11 protein-coding genes are annotated in these 19,959 nt (G+C 64.5%); 2 read left to right on the plus strand and 9 right to left on the minus strand.

The features are described from left to right. Positions 1 to 63: 63 nt before the first annotated feature. From VSX77_RS08720 to gdhA, 5 genes are read right to left on the minus strand one after another with little or no spacing between them, the layout of a single operon-like run. On the minus strand, positions 64 to 4,365 hold the full coding sequence (locus tag VSX77_RS08720) for a hypothetical protein (protein ID WP_338424215.1): 4,302 nt from the start codon (positions 4,363 to 4,365) through the stop codon (positions 64 to 66). A gap of 1 nt (position 4,366) precedes the next feature. Then, complete coding sequence (locus tag VSX77_RS08725; RefSeq protein ID WP_338424216.1) at positions 4,367 to 6,280, minus strand: hypothetical protein; 1,914 nt, start codon at positions 6,278 to 6,280, stop codon at positions 4,367 to 4,369. A 3-nt stretch (positions 6,281 to 6,283) separates the two neighbouring features. Beyond that, on the minus strand, positions 6,284 to 8,260 hold the full coding sequence (locus VSX77_RS08730) for a heme-binding protein (RefSeq protein WP_338424217.1): 1,977 nt from the start codon (positions 8,258 to 8,260) through the stop codon (positions 6,284 to 6,286). 4 nt (positions 8,261 to 8,264) lie between these two features. Then, positions 8,265 to 9,749: a multiheme c-type cytochrome gene (locus tag VSX77_RS08735; protein ID WP_338424218.1), complete on the minus strand. Its 1,485-nt coding sequence runs from the start codon at positions 9,747 to 9,749 to the stop codon at positions 8,265 to 8,267. A gap of 48 nt (positions 9,750 to 9,797) precedes the next feature. Then, entirely contained in the window at positions 9,798 to 11,153 is a 1,356-nt protein-coding gene (gdhA, locus tag VSX77_RS08740; RefSeq protein ID WP_338424219.1) for an NADP-specific glutamate dehydrogenase, read from the minus strand. A 158-nt stretch (positions 11,154 to 11,311) separates the two neighbouring features. On the opposite strand from gdhA, the gene VSX77_RS08745 reads away from it, so the two are divergent. After that, positions 11,312 to 12,262: a tetratricopeptide repeat protein gene (locus tag VSX77_RS08745; RefSeq protein ID WP_338424220.1), complete on the plus strand. Its 951-nt coding sequence runs from the start codon at positions 11,312 to 11,314 to the stop codon at positions 12,260 to 12,262. A gap of 174 nt (positions 12,263 to 12,436) precedes the next feature. Here VSX77_RS08745 and putA read toward each other — a convergent pair whose 3' ends face one another. Further along, positions 12,437 to 15,532 (minus strand): bifunctional proline dehydrogenase/L-glutamate gamma-semialdehyde dehydrogenase PutA, encoded by a 3,096-nt coding sequence (gene putA / locus VSX77_RS08750; RefSeq protein WP_338424221.1) that lies wholly within the window; start codon positions 15,530 to 15,532, stop codon positions 12,437 to 12,439. Between the two features lie 97 nt (positions 15,533 to 15,629). Here putA and VSX77_RS08755 point away from each other — a divergent pair, with 97 nt between their 5' ends. After that, positions 15,630 to 16,100 (plus strand): Lrp/AsnC family transcriptional regulator, encoded by a 471-nt coding sequence (locus tag VSX77_RS08755; protein ID WP_338424222.1) that lies wholly within the window; start codon positions 15,630 to 15,632, stop codon positions 16,098 to 16,100. Between the two features lie 641 nt (positions 16,101 to 16,741). Here the strand turns inward: VSX77_RS08755 and VSX77_RS08760 are convergent. Genes VSX77_RS08760 through VSX77_RS08770 form a run of 3 tightly spaced genes read right to left on the minus strand, consistent with a single transcriptional unit; the run spans position 16,742 to position 19,612 of the window. After that, the gene (locus VSX77_RS08760) at positions 16,742 to 17,821 is read right to left on the minus strand and encodes a response regulator (RefSeq protein ID WP_422397313.1); all 1,080 of its coding nucleotides are present in this window, start codon (positions 17,819 to 17,821) and stop codon (positions 16,742 to 16,744) included. Then, positions 17,818 to 18,264, minus strand: coding sequence for a response regulator (locus VSX77_RS08765; protein ID WP_338424224.1), 447 nt, complete (start codon positions 18,262 to 18,264; stop codon positions 17,818 to 17,820). The genes VSX77_RS08760 and VSX77_RS08765 overlap by 4 nt, the downstream gene beginning before the upstream one ends. Beyond that, positions 18,257 to 19,612, minus strand: coding sequence for a sensor histidine kinase (locus VSX77_RS08770; RefSeq protein WP_338424225.1), 1,356 nt, complete (start codon positions 19,610 to 19,612; stop codon positions 18,257 to 18,259). Before VSX77_RS08770 ends, VSX77_RS08765 begins: the two co-directional genes overlap by 8 nt. Positions 19,613 to 19,959: the final 347 nt, after the last annotated feature.

The raw sequence follows: 19,959 nt of genomic DNA on the forward strand, positions 1-19,959 counted from the left end.
CTCCCCACCGCTTCGCGGCAGGGAGGATTTTATGCCCGCTATCGGTCGAAACCGGCCTTGCCCTCAATTCGCGTGTAGGAGCGGCGGGCGCCAGGCGCTCTCGTCGATCTCGTCGCGCACCTTGTAGACCATCCCCTTGCTGTTCAGGAACAGCTTTTCCATCTCGGGCCGGGTGAAGGGGCGCGATCCCAGGCGTCCGAACACCGCCATCTGGCCGCCCGTTTCATCGACACCGCGGTCTCGGTCGAGCCCCTTCGACAGCGCGAGCGCGGGCGAGGGGGTTTTGGCCCAAGCGATCAGTTCGGGCGTCGGCTTGGGCGAGAAGCCATAGAGGCCGGGATTGTTCGGGCTGGTCAACTGGATCACCTTGATGCCGCTCCGCCCGTCGGCGACATAGGCAAAGAGCGAGGCGTTGGTCGATGCGACGATCACATCCTCGGCATCCTGCATCGCGCCGTCAAAGGTCAGCGCCGGCCAGACGAGCGGTGCTGCGGGGCGCGTGACATCGACAATGACCAGTCCGTCGGCCTTGGCGGCGACATACATATAGGTGCGGGCAAGATAGAGCTTGCGCGCATTGGCGAGGCGGACCGTACCCGACGGAACCGCGACCGGCTGCGCCATGTTGGTGACGTCGAACAGCTTTACGCCATCGGCATCGGTGACCCACAGGTAGCGGAACTGCACCGCGCTGGCGCGCGCGTCGGTGAGCGCCACTTGCGCGGTGACCTTCGGCTGGAGAGGGGTCGAAAGGTCGAGCACGACGAGGCCCGCATCGGTGGTGATATAGGCATAGCTGCCCGCGAGCGTGACATGCCGCGCGCCCGCGAGCACATTGCCCTCGTTCCACGTCAGCGCGCGCTTGAGCTTGTTGTTGCGGAACTCGCCGTCCGCCAGCGTGTCGACATCGACGAGCACGAGCCCTTCGACGCTGTCGGTGATGACGGCGTAGCGATAGATGTCGTGCATCACCTGTTCGTGATTCTCGGGGAAATTCTTGACGATATTCTCGTTGCGGCTGACGCTGATCGGCTGGGTGGTCGCGAGCGCCATGCAGGTCGCATTTTTCGTGCGGACATGCGTGTCGTGGCCAAGCGGCGAGAAGGGGGCGCGGACGATGCGTTCGGAAAAGCCCTTGTTGCCGATCGACGCGACGTCATAGACGCGGAAGCCCCCGCGGCCCTCGGCAACGAACATATATTCGCCGCGCTGTTGCAGGCAGTTCACGCGCCCGCTGGTGTCCTGAACGATGTTGGCAAACTCCTCGAGCGCCTGCGTTTCGCCCGATCCACGCGCGTCAAAGGTCTTGCCGCGCACCCAGTTTTTCAGCTCGCGGCCATTCTGGTCGACGTGGAGCTTCCAATAATCGGGATAGGCATAGCGGTGGAGGTAGGAGCCGATCACCGCCTGCGGCTCGTCCCATTCGGTGACGCGCGTCGCCTGGAAACCATTCTCCATCCCCGACCAGACGTTGAGCCCGACGAAATTGACGAAATTGGTGCCGAGGAGCAGCAGCTGCGACATGATCGCATTATTGTCGTCAGCGGCCGAGAGGTGACAGTCGCTGCACTGCTTGGTTTCCTGGCGCCGCACCGTGTGCGGGAAATGCGGCGCAAAGGCCTGGCTCGAATAGCCCGCCGACGAAATCGGCGGTTGCTGGATATAGATGCGCTCGCGGTTGATGTTCGTCGATGACAGGATCAGCGCTGAGGTCGAGCGGACGGGAGTGATGATACCGCGCACTTCGCCGTTCGGGCCGGGTTCACCGGGCTTGGTGAGCTGGTGGCGGCCGAGCTGGAACATCTCGTCGCGCGCGACCTGCGGATTGTAGGTCGCGAAATTGCGCGTCTCTTCACCCTCGAAATGGTGCATCTTGGTCTTCCAGTTTGCCTCGATCGGCAAATGGCACCCGCCGCAACTCGTCGTCCAACTGAGGTGACAGGTGAAACAGGTCATCTTGTCGTCGCCGTGCGCGCGGTCCTCTTTTGCCACGCCCGGTCCCCATTCATATTTGCCGTCGTCACTGCCAGCGCGCGCCATCAGCTTGGCGCGCGCGGCCTTGGCGTTGAACTGCGGCCCCGGCGTCACCGCCTGCTTGACGAGGCTGACCTGCCATTCGAGCTTGGGATCGACGATCGACCGCTGGATCAGGCCGATCACCTCGGCATCGTCATTATATTGGAATTCGAAGCGCCGCCGCCCGTCGGGGTTGCGCAGGAGCGCAAGGTTGGTCCCCTGCGGCCTTGCCGCGACGTTCGAGGTGAGCAGGTTGGGCAGCGCGTCGGCGGTACCGTGGCAATCCTTGCAGCTGATCTCGACCGCGTTCGCGACCTCGCCCTGAATATAGCCGTTGCCGTGCGCGTCCTGCGCGAAATGGCAGTCGGCGCACTGCATCCCCTTTTCGGCGTGGATGTCCATCATATGGACCGATTTGCCGGGGTTGATGCCCGGCGGCACGAACTTGCCCTCGACCCCCGGGCGCTCCGGATCGGCGCTGAGGAGGCAGAGATCGCGTTCCTTCGCATCGCTGTACTGCGCGCAGCTCTTGCGCCATTTCTCGGGATCGGCAGGATCGACGATATGCGCGGTGTCGGTGCCGTAAGTCGCCATATTGCCGTCGGCGGTGAGCAGATTGCCGCTCCGGTCGCGCTTGAAGATGCCGCGGAAGTTCCAGCCGTGGCCGTGATAGTCGGCGAACTGCGTATCCTTGTTGCTGTCGTTGACGTCATAGACGTTGCGCAGGAACTCGACATCGGCCCAGAGGCCGCGCGTCGCCGCGCCTTCGGGATTGCGTTCGAGGACCTTGTGCGCCTCGGCGGCGGTCGGATAGCGCTGCTGCTTATATTTCGCCTGATACTCCGCATCGCTCATCCCGGGCGGGCGCGGCGCGGTGTTTTCGAGGCCGGGCCACAACTGCGGCGCGTCCGATTCATAATCCCACATCGTGTAGCCGAGGTAGGAGTTCAGGAAGATATTGGGCTGGTGCATGTGGCACGTCATGCACTGCGCGGTCGGGATCGCGCGCGTGAAGGCGTGGCTGAGCGGGTGGCCCGATTCGCGGCGCGGCTTCTGGCCGGGACGCGCCGGGACGTCCGGATCGGCGGGGTCGATCAAGCCGCCATGGCCGCCGCCGGCATGATGTCCATCGTCGGGCGCCCCGTGCGCTGCGCCGTCATGCCCGCCGCCCTTCCATTTTTTCCCCGCAATCGTCGGATCGACCGTCGCCGTCTCGCCGTCGCGGCCGAACTGCGCATAGGTCAGGCTGTGCCGCGGCTCGCGATCGTTGGCATAGATGACGTGGCAGCCCGCGCAGCCCGAATGGCGATAGTCGCCCGGCTGGTCGTTGGTGCCCATGAACCACATGAGCGGATCGTTGAGACGCGTCTTGTGGATGTTGAGCACGGGGATCGCGACGCGCAGGCCGGTGCCGGGCCCGCGGTTCGACTGTTTGAGGTCGGGGCGTCCGGGCTCCTCGAGCCGCTGGATGCTGCCCGTCGGGTTGGGCAGGCCGATTTCGGGGAATTGCGTGTTGATGTTGCGCCCGCCGCGCTCGAAGACGCGGAAGACGTCGCCGGGCGGGATCACGCTCCAGCGGGGCAGGGGATACATGCGGGCGAGCGCGCCGCGTTTCTTCTCGGCATCGGTCAAGATCTTGTCGGACGGAAAGGCGGGCTTGCACGCCTCGGCATATTCCTCCGCCGTCAGCCGCGACGAGGGCGACAGGATGCACGCGGGTTCGCCGGTGCGCGTATAAGCCTCGCCAAACACATAATTTTTATAGGGGACGATGCCGTTGTTATACGCCGCCCCGCCCCACAGCATCGCCGAGGTCGACATCAGCGAGCGTTCGGTCGCCTCGATCACCTCCATATGGCACGCGCCGCACGCTTCGCGCGCGACGCGATAGTCGCTGGGGTTCACGAAGCGGATGAATTCGGGGGCTTCCTTGTTGAGCAAGGTGTAGCTGCGTTCGGGGTTCGCCGAACTGTCGTGCCATGCGCCGGGCAGGGTCGGCTGCGGATGCGCGACCTTCATCGCGGCGATATTGTAGGGGTTCTTGTAACCCAGCTCGGGCTTGCCGAAAGCGGCGGGCGAGGTCGAATCGCCGCCGTGGCAGTCGGTGCAGCCGAGCTTGACCGCCGGGGTCGCGTGCATCGACGGCTGGTCGGTCTGCGTGTGGCAGCTGTAACAGCCCGCCGATTTCGCCGCGACGTCGGCGTCGCTCTGCTCGCGCGGTGCGGGCGGGGTGAAGCGATAGGTGATCTTGAGCGGCTTTTCCTCTTCGGCGGCGCGGCCGACGCTCGCGCCGAAAGCGGCGCAGAGCGTGACAAAGGCCAGCAGGGCGAAGAGTTTGCGTATCACCATCTCAAAAACTCAGAATCACATTGGCGAGGATCGACACATAGGCGTCGTTCTTCTGCTTGTTGTCGAACAGATCCTTGAAGCCGTCGCCGGGCAGCAGCACCGCGGCGCTGAGCCGCCCGACGATATTCTGCGTCGCCTTCGGCCGCCAGATCGCCGCGACCGACAGGTCGAAACCGATGTCCTTGGGGATCGAGCCTTCCATGCGCAACGCCTGGAGCGAGGAGGTGTTTTCGAACCACAGATGGTTGGCGTTGACGCTGACACGCGTCTGCGGCGACAGGTCGAAATCGGCGCCTGCGCCGATGAAGATGGTGCCGGGGTTGTTGAAGTTCGACTGCCCCTCTTCCTTTGACGAGCGCAGCGAGTTCAGGATGCCGTTACGGCCGTTGATCGAAATGACGCGCCCGCCGCCCGCGAAGGGGATCGTCTGGCGAATCCAGTAGCTCGTGTCGGCGCCGCCGAAGATCGGGTTTTCAAAGATCGCATCGAAGCCGCCCTCGGTCTTGTTATACGGGTCGCCGTCGCCGGTGGCATAAAGCCCCGACAGGCGAAAGCGCATCCAGTCGTAATCGTAACTGAGTTCGACCGCGCCGAAACCGGCGCGGATTTCGGCGGGCTGGCTGGTGAAAAAGCTGTTCCGGTCCTCGCCCAGCGCGGCGTAAAAGCTGGCGGTGACATTGATCCGCCCGATCCGCCCGTCGGCGCTGTAGCCGAGGTACACCACATCATATTCGCGCCCGCGCAGGTCGCCGATCAGCGCCGGGCGCACCGGAAAGCCGTTGTGGTCAATCTGCACGTCGTTCTTTTCGCGGTTCATATTATAGGTCACGCTGACCTGGCTGGTCAGCCCGACGACCGGGAAATCCTGGCGATAGAGGTTGGCGGTGAGGATGAAATCGTCGCGTGGCGTTTGGGTGATGTCGTTGAGGCCCGAATTGGTATCCTTTTCGAGCCGCCAGAAGGCCGCGAAATTATACTGGAAGCGGTTGTTGTCGCGATTGCCGAAGAAGCGCAGCCCAAGCTGACTGTCGTTGAACAGGAAGCCGCGAAAATCGCTCTGGAACGGCTGGATGCCGAGGCGCACCGAATAGAAATCATAGCGGTCGGACGTGTTGCCGAGATGCTTGTCGACGAACAGTTCCTGCACGCCGAGGAAGCTGTCGTACCGATGGCTCGGCCGCGACGGGCGCACGTCGAGCACGCGCCGTTCGGGGACGTCGACATAATTAGCCTGATAAGCGAGCGTCAGGCGATATTCGATGTCGGGCGGCTTGAACGCGGTCGAGCCCTTGATCAGCGCGACGCCGCCGATGAAGGTCTGTGCAAAGACGAAGCTGCGGTCCTTGCCGAACACATCAAGGCTGCCCGGCCGCTCGGTCGTCTGGACGCCGACGGGGATGGGAAAGGTGCGCGGTTCGAACACCGTGTCGGACACCGCATTGGCGACGAAGAACCAGTCGTCGCCCTTGATCGGCAGCCATTTGACCTTGTCGGGATCGATCGCGCGGTCGCCCTTCAGCGTGTTCTGGTGATAGGGGTCGAACCAGCGTTCCTTGACCACGCCCAATGTCTCGATGAGCCGCCAGCGGTCGGGGACGGGAAGCTGGTCCTCGATCCCCGGAAAGGCCTGCGGCGGCGGCGGGCGCAATGCGCCGACATTGTCCTGGGTCAGCGCGTCGGGCAGGTCGGGGCGATAGCCGGGGCGGCGGCGGCCCTCGATCATGTCGGTGACGAGGTCGTCCGGCACCATTTCCTGCCAGTCGACCGGCGGCGGGGGCGGGGTGAGGTCTTCGGGCGGTTGCTCGGCGGGTGCGGCATCGACCGGCGCGGGCGGTGGCAGCGGCGCATCGGCCCCCGGCGCCCCCTGCGCCGCGAGCGTCGCGATGATCGGCCAAAGGCTGCCCCCCGTCATCATCGCCTATAGCCCGTCGCAGACATTTTGCTGCGCCGTGTCGAGGAAGGGCGCGAAGGGGCAACTGATATAGCGGAGGCGCACGGTGCGATTGTCGGCGAGCGTTACGACGACATTATCGGCGCGGATCGATTTTGGCGCATTGCCGATGCCGCCGATGCGCGCGCCGGCGTTGTGCGTGCCCAAAAAGCTGATCATATCGTCCTGGTCGATGCCGTCGCCCGAGACGCCGATCGCGCCGATGAGCGTCGAACCGCGATAGATGGGGACCGATCCGGGGAAGATCTGGATACCGTTCTGGAGCCGGTTCTGGCCCGGCGCGGCGTCGGGCAGGGTCGTGCAGCGCTGCGGCGTGTCGGTCGGGCTGGCGCCCGACACGAAGCCCAGATGCGCGCCGAGGTTCCCGATAATCAGCGCCGATTGCAGCCCGGTCGAGAAGGGGTTGAACTGCGCGATCGGGCGCGACAGCGGGCCCTGCGGGCGTCCCACCTCGCCATCGGGGAAATAGGGGCGCGACAAATTGCCGCCCGAGCGGTCGGCGAAGGCGATGGTGCCGGTGAGCGCGGCGGGATCGTTCAGGAAACTGCGCACCGCGGGCACGAACTGGCGGACATCGGCGCTGGCATTGGCGGTCAATTCGGCGGCGGCTTGCGGACCCGAGAAAAAGGCCGCGGTGCGCGCCTTCTGCAAGCTGACGTCGGTGCCGAAGATCGGCGCGTCGGGCGAGCGGACGATGCCGAGCACCGCGCCGTGCGTATCGACGAGACTGATTGTCACCTGCGCGCGGCTGTCGAGCGGGCGCCGGATCTGCGCGCGCGCGCGGCTCATCACGGTAAAGGCTTCCTCGAGCACCGCGCGCGCCTCGGCCGCGGTCAGCGGCGCGGCGACGCTGGCGCCGTCGGTGGCGGCGCGGATCGGGTAGCGGTTCGTGCCGCTGCCGTCGGTCAGGATGAAGGCGTCGCGGTTCGAAAATTCGGCCGGGGTCGAGGCGCGGATGCCCGACGCTTCGCTGCCATAAGCGACCCCTGCGGTGATCGCGGCATTGGCATAGCCGATGACCGCGACCAGGTTGCCCGCGCTGCCGTTGAGGCTCGCGAAGCTGGCGCCGCCGCTGGTCATCACCCCGGCGAAGGTCGCGTCCGAAAAGCGCAGCGTGGTGCCGTCGACCGCGATCCGGTCGGCGGTGATCGTCGCCGGTGCCTCGAACCCGCGCGTTCCGGCCAGTGCGATAAACTCCTCGTCATCGTCGTCGATGTCGAGGATATTGGGATCGCTGCCATAGACGCCGTCGCCCATCACGCCGATGCCGCCGACGAGCACGCCATTCTTGTAGAGTGGCAGTCCGCCGGGATCGGCGGCGAGGCCGAGCGGCGAGCGTTTGGGGCCGATCAGCGCCGCGGAACCCGCAGCGCCAAAGCGCGCCGACAGGTCGCTGCATGGAAGCTGGCTGAACTGCACGCCGAACAGCGGCCCGCTTTCGAGTCCGACGGTCGTGGGCGCGGGCGGGAAATGTTCCTGAACGATCTGGCTCGCGGTGCGCGTCGAAAAGGCATTGCCGCCGCTCGAGAGATAGGCGCCGGTCACCGCCTTCGCGATCGCGCCGCCTTCGGCCGGAAAGGTGACATTCTGCGCGTCGATATTGTCGCCATTGGGCGCCGCCGAGGTCGTCGCCGTCGCCGCCGCGCCATTCATGCGAAAGACGCCCAGCACATTGCCGACGCGGTCGGTCACCGCGATCACCGAGGGCAGGCCGCGTGCCTGCGCTTCCGATATCGCATTGGCGAGGATTGTCTGCACGTCGCCCACGCCGAGCGATTCGGCGGCGGGCGGGGTGTAGAGGCCGCCGGTCGGCGTGGGGGTCGGGGTCGGTGTCGGCGATGGCGTGGGCGTGCCGCCGCCACCCCCGCCGCCGCACGATGTCAGCAGCAACGCACTCATCGCGGCAAGCGCGCCCGAACGGAAAAGATGGCTGCTGCTTCGCATGATCTTACCTGAGCGCCCCGATCGCGCGCACCGCGCTGCCGAACGAGGTCTGGAATTCGGCGGGCTTATAGCCATTGGGATCCTTCACCGCGGCATAGGCACGGTCGATGTCGCCGCGGATCCCCGCCGCCGCGCCGACGGTGATCCGCCCCGACGAGACCATCGCGCCCAGCAGTGTATCGACCCCCATCACCGCCTGCTGCGACCCCGAATAGTCGGTGTAGCGTTCGCTGATCGCCTTCGCCGCGATGGCATCGACCATTTGAAAGGCGTCGGCGCCCGAGAAAGTGCGCGACGCGAACGCGCTTTTCAGCGCCGCGACCGTCTGCGAAAGCTGTGCCGCCGCGGCGACGGCACTCGGCCGGTCGGTGGCCATTGCCTTGTGGAAGGCTGCGGTACGCGCCGCGAGCTGGTCGGCGAGCGCGGGCGATGCCATGCGCGCCGCGGCGGCGAGCATGATCAGATTTTCGTCATTATAGGGCGGCATCCCTTCGGGGAGGTTGCGACCCGGATTGTCGAGCCCGGTGCGCACGGGCTTCGCCTGATCGAAGATGCGGCGATGACAGCTGTGGCAGTCGAGGAAATAAAATTCGGGGAACATACCCTCAGTCCCGCGGCGCGTCTGGAAGAGGGCAAGACTGCGTTCGATCGCGGTCGCCTGTCCCACCGCCCACATCTGGACATGGTCGGTGCGCCGGTTCGCCGCGCCGAACTTGCGCCAGCCATAATCGGCGTCCTCCTGATGGTGCGCCTGCAGCGAGGAGAAGAGGTCGAGCTCGAACGATATGCGCGGATGCCCCGCCGCCATGATGCGGTGGGTGACGAACTGACCGTCGGTCGCCGATCCGAAATGGCAATCGACGCACAAGCCCGCGCGCACTACCGGATCCTCAAGCTTCTTGAGGCCCGCCGACAGGTTGGCGAGATGTTTCTCGCGCATTTCGCGATCAGGATCGGCGTTGGTGCCGACCCCGGCATAATGGTTCGCCAGCCAGCCGCCCGCGGGGCCATGGCACGATTCGCAGCCGACGCCGTCTTCGAGCGGAACCGTGCCGCGCACCGCGCCCTTCGCCGCGACGGCGCCCGCGGTGGCATGGCAGCCGAGGCACGTCTGCGCGGTCGCCGGATCGCCGATGCCCAGATTGCGCGCGATGAACCGGCTGCGACTATTGTTCAAAACCGCCCAGGCGCGGCTGTGCGCGCCGCCGGGGGTTGAGGGCTCCTGCCATTTCATCAGCTCATCCTGGCGGACGACGGTGCCGTCGCCCTCCATCCGGCCGTGGCAGGTCGATCCGGCGCACGAGGCGACGCCGGTGTAGCGCGCGGCGCTTTCGCCCTGCGATTGTGCAGGAGGGGCATAGACGAAGGCGGCGATCGCCAGCGCGCACATCGTCGCAGCAAGGACGGCAAACGCCGCGCGCGTAGGAAGATGGGCGGCAAACGCCGCCCAAGGCCGATGGCTCCGCTCCTTCCCAGCGTGCGCCGTCATCGCATTACCCCTTTTCCCCAACCCGGCGCTTTTACGCCCTGGATCGAATTACACCACCCCGAAAGCCAGCATCGCGTCGGCAACCTTCTTGAATCCGGCGATATTGGCGCCCTTCACATAATCGATATAGCCGTCGCCCTGGTCGCCATAGGTCAGGCAGCGCGTGTGGATGCCGTCCATGATGTCCTTCAGCATCTGTTGCAGCTCGCTCTCGCTCCAGGCGCGGCGTCCGCTGTTCTGGCTCATTTCCAGCCCCGACACCGCGACGCCGCCGGCGTTGGCGGCCTTGCCCGGCGCGAACATGATCTTTGCATCCTTAAAGACGTGCACACCGTCGAGGTTCGTCGGCATGTTGGCGCCCTCGCTGACCGCGATGCAGCCGTTGGCGACCAGCGTCTTTGCATCCTCGCCGAGCAATTCGTTCTGCGTCGCGCACGGCAGCGCGACGTCGCACGGCACACCCCACGGCGTTTTGCCGGCCGTGAAGCTCGCGCTTTTATACTGGTCGCAATATTCCTCGATCCGCCCGCGGCGGTGCGTCTTGTGCGCCTTCACCCAGTCGATCTTTTCCTGCGTGATGCCGTCGGGGTCGTGGATGAAGCCGCCCGAATCGGACAGCGTGAGCACCTTGCCGCCCAGCTGGACGATCTTTTCGGCGGCGTGCGTCGCGACATTGCCCGAACCGGAAATGACCGCCGTCTTGCCGCCCAGATCCTGTCCCTTTGCGGCGAGCATATTGGCAAGGAAATAGACCGCGCCATAGCCGGTCGCCTCGGTGCGGATCAGCGAGCCGCCCCATTCGAGCCCCTTGCCGGTCAGCACCCCGGTAAATTCGTTGGTGATGCGCTTGTACTGCCCGAACATGAAGCCGATCTCGCGCCCGCCGACTCCGATGTCACCCGCCGGGACGTCGATGTCAGCGCCGATGTGGCGGTAAAGCTCGGTCATGAAGCTCTGGCAAAAGCGCATGATCTCGCGCACGCTCTTGCCCTTGGGATTGAAGTTCGATCCGCCCTTGCCGCCGCCCATCGGCAGGCCGGTCAGTGCGTTCTTGAACGTCTGTTCGAACGCCAGGAATTTGAGCACGCTCTCGGTGACGCTGGGGTGAAAGCGGATGCCGCCCTTGTAAGGGCCGATCGCATTGTTGTTCTGGACACGCCAGCCGCGCTGGACGCGGATATTGCCATTGTCATCCTCCCAGCAGACGCGGAAGGATACGACCCGGTCGGGTTCTGCGATGCGGCGCAGAATCTGCTGCGCGTGATATTCTTCCTTGTCGGCGATGAAATCGAAAATGTCCTCGGACACTTCCTGCACTGCCTGGACGAACTCGGGTTGCCCCGGGTTGCGTCGTTTCACGCCTTCCATGAACGTCGCAAAATCGACGTGATCCGAAACTGCCATGCACCCCTCCCCTGTATGACTGGGAAAGCCGGTGCGACCCCTGACGACTTAATCGTTGACCGACCTTGTATGCCAAAGGCTACACCATCGCCAAACAAAGGCAATATGACGCCGCGCACAGGCCGTGTTTTTTCATGCGCTGCGCGAGAGGGGTAAAAATGAGCGAGAGCAAGGACATGGGCACCAGCGCCGCGGGCACGATGACGGGCGCTAACCGCGCGATATTGATTGCCGCATTCGTGCTGCTTGCGGCCGCGATCGGCTACGCAATCTGGCGGGATTCGGCGCCTGAGGCCGCCGATCCGGTCGTCACGGGCGCTGCCGCGCCGGGTGACCAGCTCGCCGAACTGGAAGCGCGCGTGCAGCGCGAGCCGGGCAGTGCCGACGCCTGGACCGCGCTCGGCGCCGCCAAATTCGACCTTGGCGATTTTGTCGGCGCGACCGCGGCTTATGAAAAGGCCGTGGCGATTTCGCCCGAGTCGGCGGGCCTCTGGGCGGCGCTCGGCGAAGCGCGCGTGATGGCAAGCGAGCGCGATCCGATGCCTGCTGCGGCGTCCGAGGCCTTTGACAAGGCGATCGCGCTCGACACCAAAGACCCGCGCGCGCGCTATTTCCTTGCGGTGAAAAAGGACATCGGCGGCGATCACAAGGGCGCGATCGAGGATTGGTTCGCGCTGCTCGCCGACACGCCGCAGGGTGCGCCGTGGGAAGCCGACCTGCGCCGCACGATCGAACAGGTCGGCGCGATCCACAAGATCGACGTCGCATCGCGGCTGGCGGCAACGCAGGCGCGGCCGTTGACCGCCGACGAAATGCCCGTTGCGGCGCGCGCGATTCCGGGGCCGAGCCGCGCCGATATGGAAGCCGCGTCGCAGCTTCCCAAGGGGCAGCAGGACGCGATGATTCAAAGCATGGTCGATGGGCTCGAAGCCAAGCTTCAGGCCAATCCCGCCGATGTCGATCGTTGGATCATGCTGATGCGCAGCCGCATGACGCTGGGCGAAACGTCAAAAGCCGCACAGGCGCTGAAGGACGGCATTGCTGCCAACCCCGCCGCCGCGGGCCGCCTGAAGGCGCAGGCGCAGCTGCTCGGTGTGCCGGGCGCATAGGCGGGCTTGGCGTCAAGCCGTCAAAGGCGTAGGACAGGCCCGCTGCGGGGGGCAACCATAACAAAGGGTCGCCGCGGCATAATGCCGCGAGACGCTTTCGGACGTATTGCCCGGGACAGCCGTCCATTCTGTATCGGGCCTCGTGGTTCACCCGCGTCACTGCGCGTGTGCACCTTACCCCGCCATCAGCGCCGCATTGCCGCCCGCCGCGGTGATGTCGGTCGAAATCGATTTTTCCTCCGCAAAACGGTGCAGATAATGCGGCCCGCCTGCCTTGGGGCCCGTTCCCGACAGGCCGCGCCCGCCAAAGGGCTGCGACCCGACAATCGCACCGATCTGGTTGCGGTTCACATAGACGTTCCCCACCGCCGCGCGCGCGGCAATATGCGCCGCCACGCCATCGATGCGCGTATGAATCCCCAGCGTCAGACCGTATCCTGAGGCATTGATGGCGTCGATCAGCGCGTCGAGCTCGCCACCCTTCCACGTCGCGACGTGCAGCACGGGTCCGAAAATCTCGCGCTTCAGGTCGGTCACATGGTCGAGGTGGATCAGCACCGGCGGCACGAAATGGCCGCCCACGGGCAGGCTCGTGCGCCCCGCTTCGGCGATCACGCGGCCCGCGGAGCGGGCTTCGGCGACATAGGCGGCGATAGTCGCGCGCGCCTCGTCGTCGATGATCGGGCCGACGTCGGTCGCCAGGATCGACGGATCGCCGACGTTGAGTTCGGCCATCGCACCCGCGACCATCGCGATCATGGTGTCGGCAACATCCTCCTGCACGCACAGCAGACGCAGCGCCGAACAGCGCTGCCCGGCCGACTGGAACGCGCTGGCGACAGCGTCGCGCGCGACCTGTTCGGGCAGCGCCGTCGAATCGACGATCATCGCGTTTGCGCCGCCGGTTTCGGCGATCAACGTCGCGATCGGCCCGTCGCGCCCGGCAAGGCTGCGATTGATTGCCCGCGCGACCTCGGTCGATCCGGTGAAGGCAACGCCGATGATGTCGTCATGGCTGGTCAGCGCCGCACCGACGCTCTCGCCCCGGCCGGGAAGGAAGGCCAGCACGTCGCCGGGGATTCCGGCTTCGAGCAGCAGTTCGACCGCGGCATGGGCGATCAGCGGCGTCTGCTCGGCCGGCTTGGCGAGCACGGCATTGCCCGCGGCGAGCGCCGCCGACACTTGCCCCAGGAAGATCGCGAGCGGGAAGTTCCACGGGCTGATGCACACAAACACGCCCTTGCCCTCAAGCATCAGCTCGTTGCGCTCGCCCGTCGGGCCCGGCAGCGAGATCGGATAGGTGAAATCGGCACGCGCCTGGCGCGCATAATAGCGCAGGAAATCGACCGCTTCGCGCACTTCGGCGACCGCATCGACAAGCGTCTTGCCCGCCTCGTCGATCGCGAGGCCGAGTAACAGCGCGTCACGCTCCTCGAGCAGGTCGGCGGCGCGTTCGAGCCGATCCGCCCGGAAAGCGCCGCCGGCAAGGCTCCAGTCGTCCTGCGCCTTGCGCGCCGCGGCAACGGCATCGGCGATGGCTGCGGCATCGGCCTCAATCACCTGCCCGACGATGGCGCCGGTTGCGGGGTTGCGCACGGGTTCGGCCTTACCGTTGCGGGTCACGCCGCCGACGATCGGCGCGGCGACAAGGTCGCCGCGCCGCGCCGCGCCGATCGCCGACACCAGCGCCTCGGGCACGCCGGGGTCGCCAAGGTCATAGCCGCGCGAATTGCGCCGCTCCGGATCGAACAGGGCGAGGCCGGTGGTGATATTCGTCGATGCCGCGCTCGCGACGCTGCGCGGATCGACCGCCAACTCTTCGGCGGTAACGCCAGGATCGGAAAACTGGTGCACAAAGCTGGAGTTGGCGCCATTTTCGAGCAGGCGGCGGACAAGATAGGCGAGCAGGTCGCGGTGCGTTCCCACGGGTGCGTAGACGCGCACAGGTCGCGGCGGCGGGAACAGCGCAACGAGCGCGTCATGCGCCCCCTCGCCCATGCCGTGCAGCCGTTGCAATTCATAATCGGCGCCCGCGAACAGTTCGGTGACGAACGCCAGCGTCATCGCATTATGGCTGGCAAAGGCTGGATAGATGTAGTCCTGGCAATCGCGAAGCAGCTGCGCGCAGCGCATATAATTTAGGTCGGTGTGAAGCTTTGCCGTGAACACCGGAAAATCGCCAAGGCCCAGGGTCTGGGCGCGCTTGATCTCGGTATCCCAATAGGCACCCTTGACCAGTCGCATCGATAGCTTGACCCCGCGCGTCCGCGCGCGGTTCGCGAGCCAGTCGATCACCGCCGGCGCGCGCTTCTGATAGGCCTGGATGACGATGCCGAGCCCGGTCCAGCCATCGGCGATGCCGGCGTCGATCAGCGCCGCGAACACGTCCATATGCGGTTCCAGCCGGTCGCTTTCCTCGGCGTCGATCATCAGCGGGATATTCACCGCGCGCGCCGCCTTCGCGAGCTCGATGACGCGCGGGACCAGTTCTTCGCGGACGCGCGCCGCTTGCAGATATTCGTAACGCGGGTGAAGCGCCGACAGCTTGATCGAAATGCCGTGGTTGGCATGCGGGTCGCCGGGCTTCGCATCCTTGCCGATGCGCGCGATCGCATGGGCGTAGCTCTCATAATAGCGGTCCGCATCTTCGGAGGTACGCGCCGCTTCGCCCAGCATGTCGAAGCTTGCAAGTTCGGACTTCTCCTTGTCGGCGCGCTTGACCGCGGCGTCGATCGTCTCGCCCATCACGAATTGCTGGCCGAGCAGCTTCATCGCGGCAAGCGCCGCCTGGCGGATCACCGGTTCGCCCGAGCGGCGGATCATCGATTTGAGCAGGCTCAACGGGTTCGCCTTGCTACCCATCGCATCGAGCATGAGCGTCGCCGACCCGATCGACAGGCCGCGCGCCGAAAGCGCGACGATCAGCGGGCTGTCGTCATCATCGCCCTCGGCCCAGTGGCGCCCGGCGATCTTGTCGCGGATCAGCGCGTTGGCGGTCGCATTGTCGGGAACGCGCAGCAGTGCCTCGGCCAGGCACATCAGCACGACGCCTTCCTCGGTCGAGAGGCGATAGCGGTTCATCAGCTGCGCGACGAGCGTCTCGCGCTCGCCGTCCGCTTTTGCCTTGCGGATCAGCTCGAGCCCGCGCTGCGTCACCGCGGCGACGCTCGCGGAGGAGGCGGCGAGGGCGCTGCGCAGCTCGGCGACGATGTCCGTTTCGCTGCGGCGGGCGAGGGCGCGGATGGCGGCGCGGTCAGGGTTCGGGATCATGCCGTCTGTTAGCATATCGTAGCCAGGCGATCCGACTTGTTTTATAAGGATCGATATGCAAATCGACCAAGATCGGTATCGAATATAGGTGATAATCGTGAAGAACAGCTCATCGACAGTCGAACTGGACGATTTCGACCGCAAGATCCTCGCAATCCTGGGCCGTGACGGGCGGATCACCTTCACCGAACTTGCGCTGCAAGTGGGGCTTTCCAAAACGCCGTGCCAGCAGCGCGTTAAACGCCTCGTCGACAGCGGGCTGATTATCGGCTTTCGCGCGATCGTCGATCCGGCCAAGGTCGGCCTTGATCATGTTGCCTTCACCGAGGTCAAGCTGTCCGACACGCGCGAGGAGGCATTGAAACGGTTCAACGATGCGGTGCGCGAGATTCCCGAAGTCGAAGAATGCCACATGATCGCAAGTAGCTTCGACTATCTGCTCAAGGTCCGCACCCCCGACATCCGCCGCTATCGCATCGTGCTCGGCGAAAAAATATCCAGCCTGCCGCACGTTGCCAGCACCTCAACCTTCGTCGCGATGGAAACGATATGCGAATCGGCGCGCTGAAGGATTGGCCGCCGCGCAAAGGCGGCAAAGACCGGAGCGACCGGAGCCGTAACCAAATGGTAGAGCAGAAGTGTCCCAAACTTATGTAATTGTTTAATCTCTATATGTCCGAGCAAAACGGCTCTGAAAATTTGGGAATTATTTCAAGAATTTGCGAAACTGATTGTCATAACTGAATGTCGGAAATGTTCGTTGAAAGTGCGTTTATGCGATAGTGAAGTGGCGGCTTCGGAAAACCCTGAATTTGCATACCGGACTTTAGAACTCGGCGCGCAGCTGATCGCGTCCGTTAGGGTTCGGCGAGCGCGTTCAGCACGGTCTTTGCGCGGCAGGTCAGTGTACCGCCAAACGTTACGCGAGGGCGTCGGCCTAGGAGGGTCTACCACCGCTGCGGCCGTCAGCGCAGTGCCAGGCGACCAATTGGACGCAACCGGAACGGTCAGCCGTGCGCACTCTCGTTGGCCGCGGCCCTCAGCCGCAGGTGGCGGGCCGCGAGATCCATTTCGGACCCTCTCATGATAGCTTTCTGACTATCAAAATGGCTAAGGGCGAGGCTGGAGCCAGCCTTGCCCATTGCTGGCCGCCCGTTTTCAAGGGCCGATGTCAGACGAGCAGGCATTGGCGGCTTGCTGCACCGACAGCTAGGCGTCCGTCTTCATCTCGCCCGACCGAAGCTCGATAATGATTGATGCTCGCGTTCCCGGAGTGTCGCTCGCCTCATTAACCGGCAGATACCGCAAAGCGGCTTTATGGGTGCGGGCGAGCGCTTCTACAAGGCGTGTCCCAAGTCCGGTCCCCCGGGCGATGCCATCGACCGGCATACCCGCGCCATCGTCTTCGACTGCCAGTTCGATCGTCGACGATGCCGTTCGCCGGAGCGATATGCGAACCTCGCCGGCCTCGCCGGCCGAATAGGCGTATTTGCAGGCGTTGCTGACCCATTCATTGGCGATCATGCCAAGTGCGACCGCTTTGTCGGTCGCGATCCGCAGAGGTTCGGCGGATGCCGTCACCCGACGTTCGCCCGTCCCGTTCGACCATGTCTCGGAAAGATCGGCGGCAAGGCCAGACAGATACTCGTCCATCGCGACGAACTCGACATCATCGGTCGTGTAGAGGCGCCGGTTGACCTGCGCGACTGTTGCGATGCGTTGCTGCGTCTTCTGAAGCGCCTCGCGCGCGCCGGGATCGGACAGGCTCTTCGACTGGAGTGCGACGAACGACATCACCATCTGGAGGTTGTTCGCAACGCGGTGGTTCACTTCCTTCAGAAGCGCTTCGAGACGTGCATTGCTGGCACGAAGTTCGGCTTCGGCTTCCTCACGCGCCCGGCGCAGTTGCGCCCGCTCCAAAACCTGCACGAAGCTCGAGGCGAGAAGATCGAAGAAATCCTCGCCGACCGACTTAACGACATAATCGTCGGCACCAGACTTGAGTGCCGCAACCGCTATCCGGGATTCTTCCGAACCGGTCACATAGACGACGGGAGGGCAGGGGGCGAGCGAGCGGAGCGCTTCCAGCGTCGCAAGGCCGTCTTGCCCCGGCATGTAGTGATCAACCACTATGAGATCGAACGCGGCGAGCTTCGCCATTTCGACGCCCTCCGCGCCGCTCGCCGCGACGCTCACGTCATATCCTTTGCGGCCAAGGGCGCGCGACGCAAGCCGGCGCAAGCCGTCATCGTCATCAATATAGAGAATGTGGGGCAGGGAAGGTCTCAGGCCAGGTCGGGGTCGGGGACCTGGATCACCGACAGGAAGAGGCCGAGTTGCCGAATGGCATCGGCGAAATTCTCGTAATTCACGGGCTTGGTGATGTAGACGTTGCATCCGAGATCGTAGCAGCGCTGGATCTCGACCTTGTCATCGGTCGTCGTCAGCACCACCACGGGCGTGCGGCGCAGCGGGCTGCCGTCGGCCTTGAGCTTGGCAAGAATATCGGTCCCGCTCATGTCGGGCAGATTGAGATCCAATAGCACGAGCGCCGGCCCGTTCCGTACCGGGCCATCGGCCCCATCATACAGAAACTCGAGCGCGGATGTTCCGTCGAGAAAATGGTGGATCGTGTTCGAAATTCCCGCGCGGCGGATATTCTTCTCGATCAGCCGGGCGTGCCCCTCGTCGTCCTCGACCATCACGATGTTGACGGGCTTCTGGTCAGGCATCTTCTTCTCCGCTTTGCCATACGAGGGGCAGGATCAGCCGGAAGGTGGACCCCGCACCCAATTCGGACTGGATTTCGATATTTCCGCCGAGGCGATAGGCAAGAGCACGGGCGTGCGCAAGACCGATGCCCTCGCCTTGCTGATCCTGCACGCCCGACCGGCGGAAGAGGTCGAAGACCCGTTCATGATCGCGTGGTTCGATGCCGCGACCATTGTCGATAACGGACACCCAGGCGCGCCCGAGGTCGGTGCCGCCAGTCACGCGGATTATGCCCGCGCGTCCCGGCTGGAGATATTTGAGCGCATTCTCGACTAGGTTCGAGAGAATCTGCTCGACCGCAACCCGGTCGCTCACGATCACCGGAAGATCCTCTACGGTCACTTCCGTGCCGGTCTCGGCGATACGGTGCTGCAGACTATCGACGATCCCGCCCACTACAACGCTTAGCTCGAGCCTCTCGGGTGCCAATGTGCGGCGTCCCTGGCGCGAAAGATTGAGGATTGCGTTGATCAATCGGTCCATCTTCTGCGTGGAGGTACGAATGAACCCGATCGATTCGGGCAGATCTTCTTCGATCGCGAGGCGCGTCGCGGCATCAGGGGCCTGCCAGCCCTCGGCGTCGCCCCTCTCGAGATATCCGGCGATCGCCTTGCGCGCGGTCTCGAGTTCAGCGGTAAACCCCATAACGTTGACGAGCGGCGAGCGCAGATCGTGCGACACGATATAGGCGAAACGCTGGATCTCCGCATTCGCGAGCTTGAGTTCGCCAGTGCGGGCTTCGACGAGTTCTTCAAGCCCTTCGTTGAGGCGCCGAAGTTCGGCACGCGACCGCCTGAGCTCGACAAGGTTGCGCCGGACAAGGAGTAAAGTGGCGGCTGCTACGATGATGATCAGAATGCCCGAGCCGATCAGCGACAAGGTGAACAGCTGCTGTGTCCGTTGCTGCCGCGCCTCGCGTTCGTGAAGCAAAGAAAGCTCATCGGCGAGCATCGATTCAACGATTTTTCGCGACGCCCGAACCTCGAGAACTCCCCCATCATTCGCAAAGCCGGCGATCCATGTCGCGCGATCACGGCCCTGCAACCCCAGGGTCGCACGATGGTGACGGTTATACGATGCAAGATGTCGGCGTAGCTGCGTTACCCGCGCGCGTTGTTCGGGGTTGTCGCTGACCAGCTTCTCGAGAGTGGACAATTGGCTAAGCGATTGTGCTTCGGCCTCCTCCATGATCGTCGCAAATTGGGGATTTTGTGTAAGAATAAGGCCGCGGCGCGCGGTTTCCACCCGCTCGGTCGCGCTAGCGAAAGCACCGAGATTGGCCTGGACCGCCAGCGTGTGCGCGACCAACCGCGCGTCGACCTCATTCTGACGCTGAACATAATAGGCGGTTGCAGCTGCAGCGAGCAGCGCGGCGAAGCCGATCGACAGGAGCAGGATAATGAGGCGATTGGCGCGCGTGTCGCGCCCGAGCGCCGATAATCTGGCCGATTCCACCTGACTGCCCCTCGGCCCGATCTGATTGCGGCCTCATCGATGTTCTAAAATCCGGCCATAAGCAAGCAAAGGCGTTGCGCTCCTTAACATAGGTTATAACCGCTTTGCGCAATTTGAGGGCGATGAGGGGTGAAGAGGATCACCCCGTTCAAGCAGAGCAATGTCGTCACTCAATCTGCGCTGAAATTTCAGCCAGGTGC

The organism is Sphingopyxis sp. TUF1 (assembly GCF_036687315.1).
Classification (GTDB): domain Bacteria; phylum Pseudomonadota; class Alphaproteobacteria; order Sphingomonadales; family Sphingomonadaceae; genus Sphingopyxis; species Sphingopyxis kveilinensis.

What these genes read in the sequence shown, in the direction of transcription:
- VSX77_RS08735 (WP_338424218.1), bottom strand. Translation starts at nt 9,749, where the DNA reads ATGACGGCGCACGCTGGGAAGGAGCGGAGCCATCGGCCTTGGGCGGCG.
- VSX77_RS08720 (WP_338424215.1), bottom strand. Translation starts at nt 4,365, where the DNA reads ATGGTGATACGCAAACTCTTCGCCCTGCTGGCCTTTGTCACGCTCTGC.
- VSX77_RS08765 (WP_338424224.1), bottom strand. Translation starts at nt 18,264, where the DNA reads ATGCCTGACCAGAAGCCCGTCAACATCGTGATGGTCGAGGACGACGAG.
- VSX77_RS08730 (WP_338424217.1), bottom strand. Translation starts at nt 8,260, where the DNA reads ATGCGAAGCAGCAGCCATCTTTTCCGTTCGGGCGCGCTTGCCGCGATG.
- gdhA (WP_338424219.1), bottom strand. Translation starts at nt 11,153, where the DNA reads ATGGCAGTTTCGGATCACGTCGATTTTGCGACGTTCATGGAAGGCGTG.
- putA (WP_338424221.1), bottom strand. Translation starts at nt 15,532, where the DNA reads ATGATCCCGAACCCTGACCGCGCCGCCATCCGCGCCCTCGCCCGCCGC.
- VSX77_RS08725 (WP_338424216.1), bottom strand. Translation starts at nt 6,280, where the DNA reads ATGATGACGGGGGGCAGCCTTTGGCCGATCATCGCGACGCTCGCGGCG.
- VSX77_RS08745 (WP_338424220.1), top strand. Translation starts at nt 11,312, where the DNA reads ATGAGCGAGAGCAAGGACATGGGCACCAGCGCCGCGGGCACGATGACG.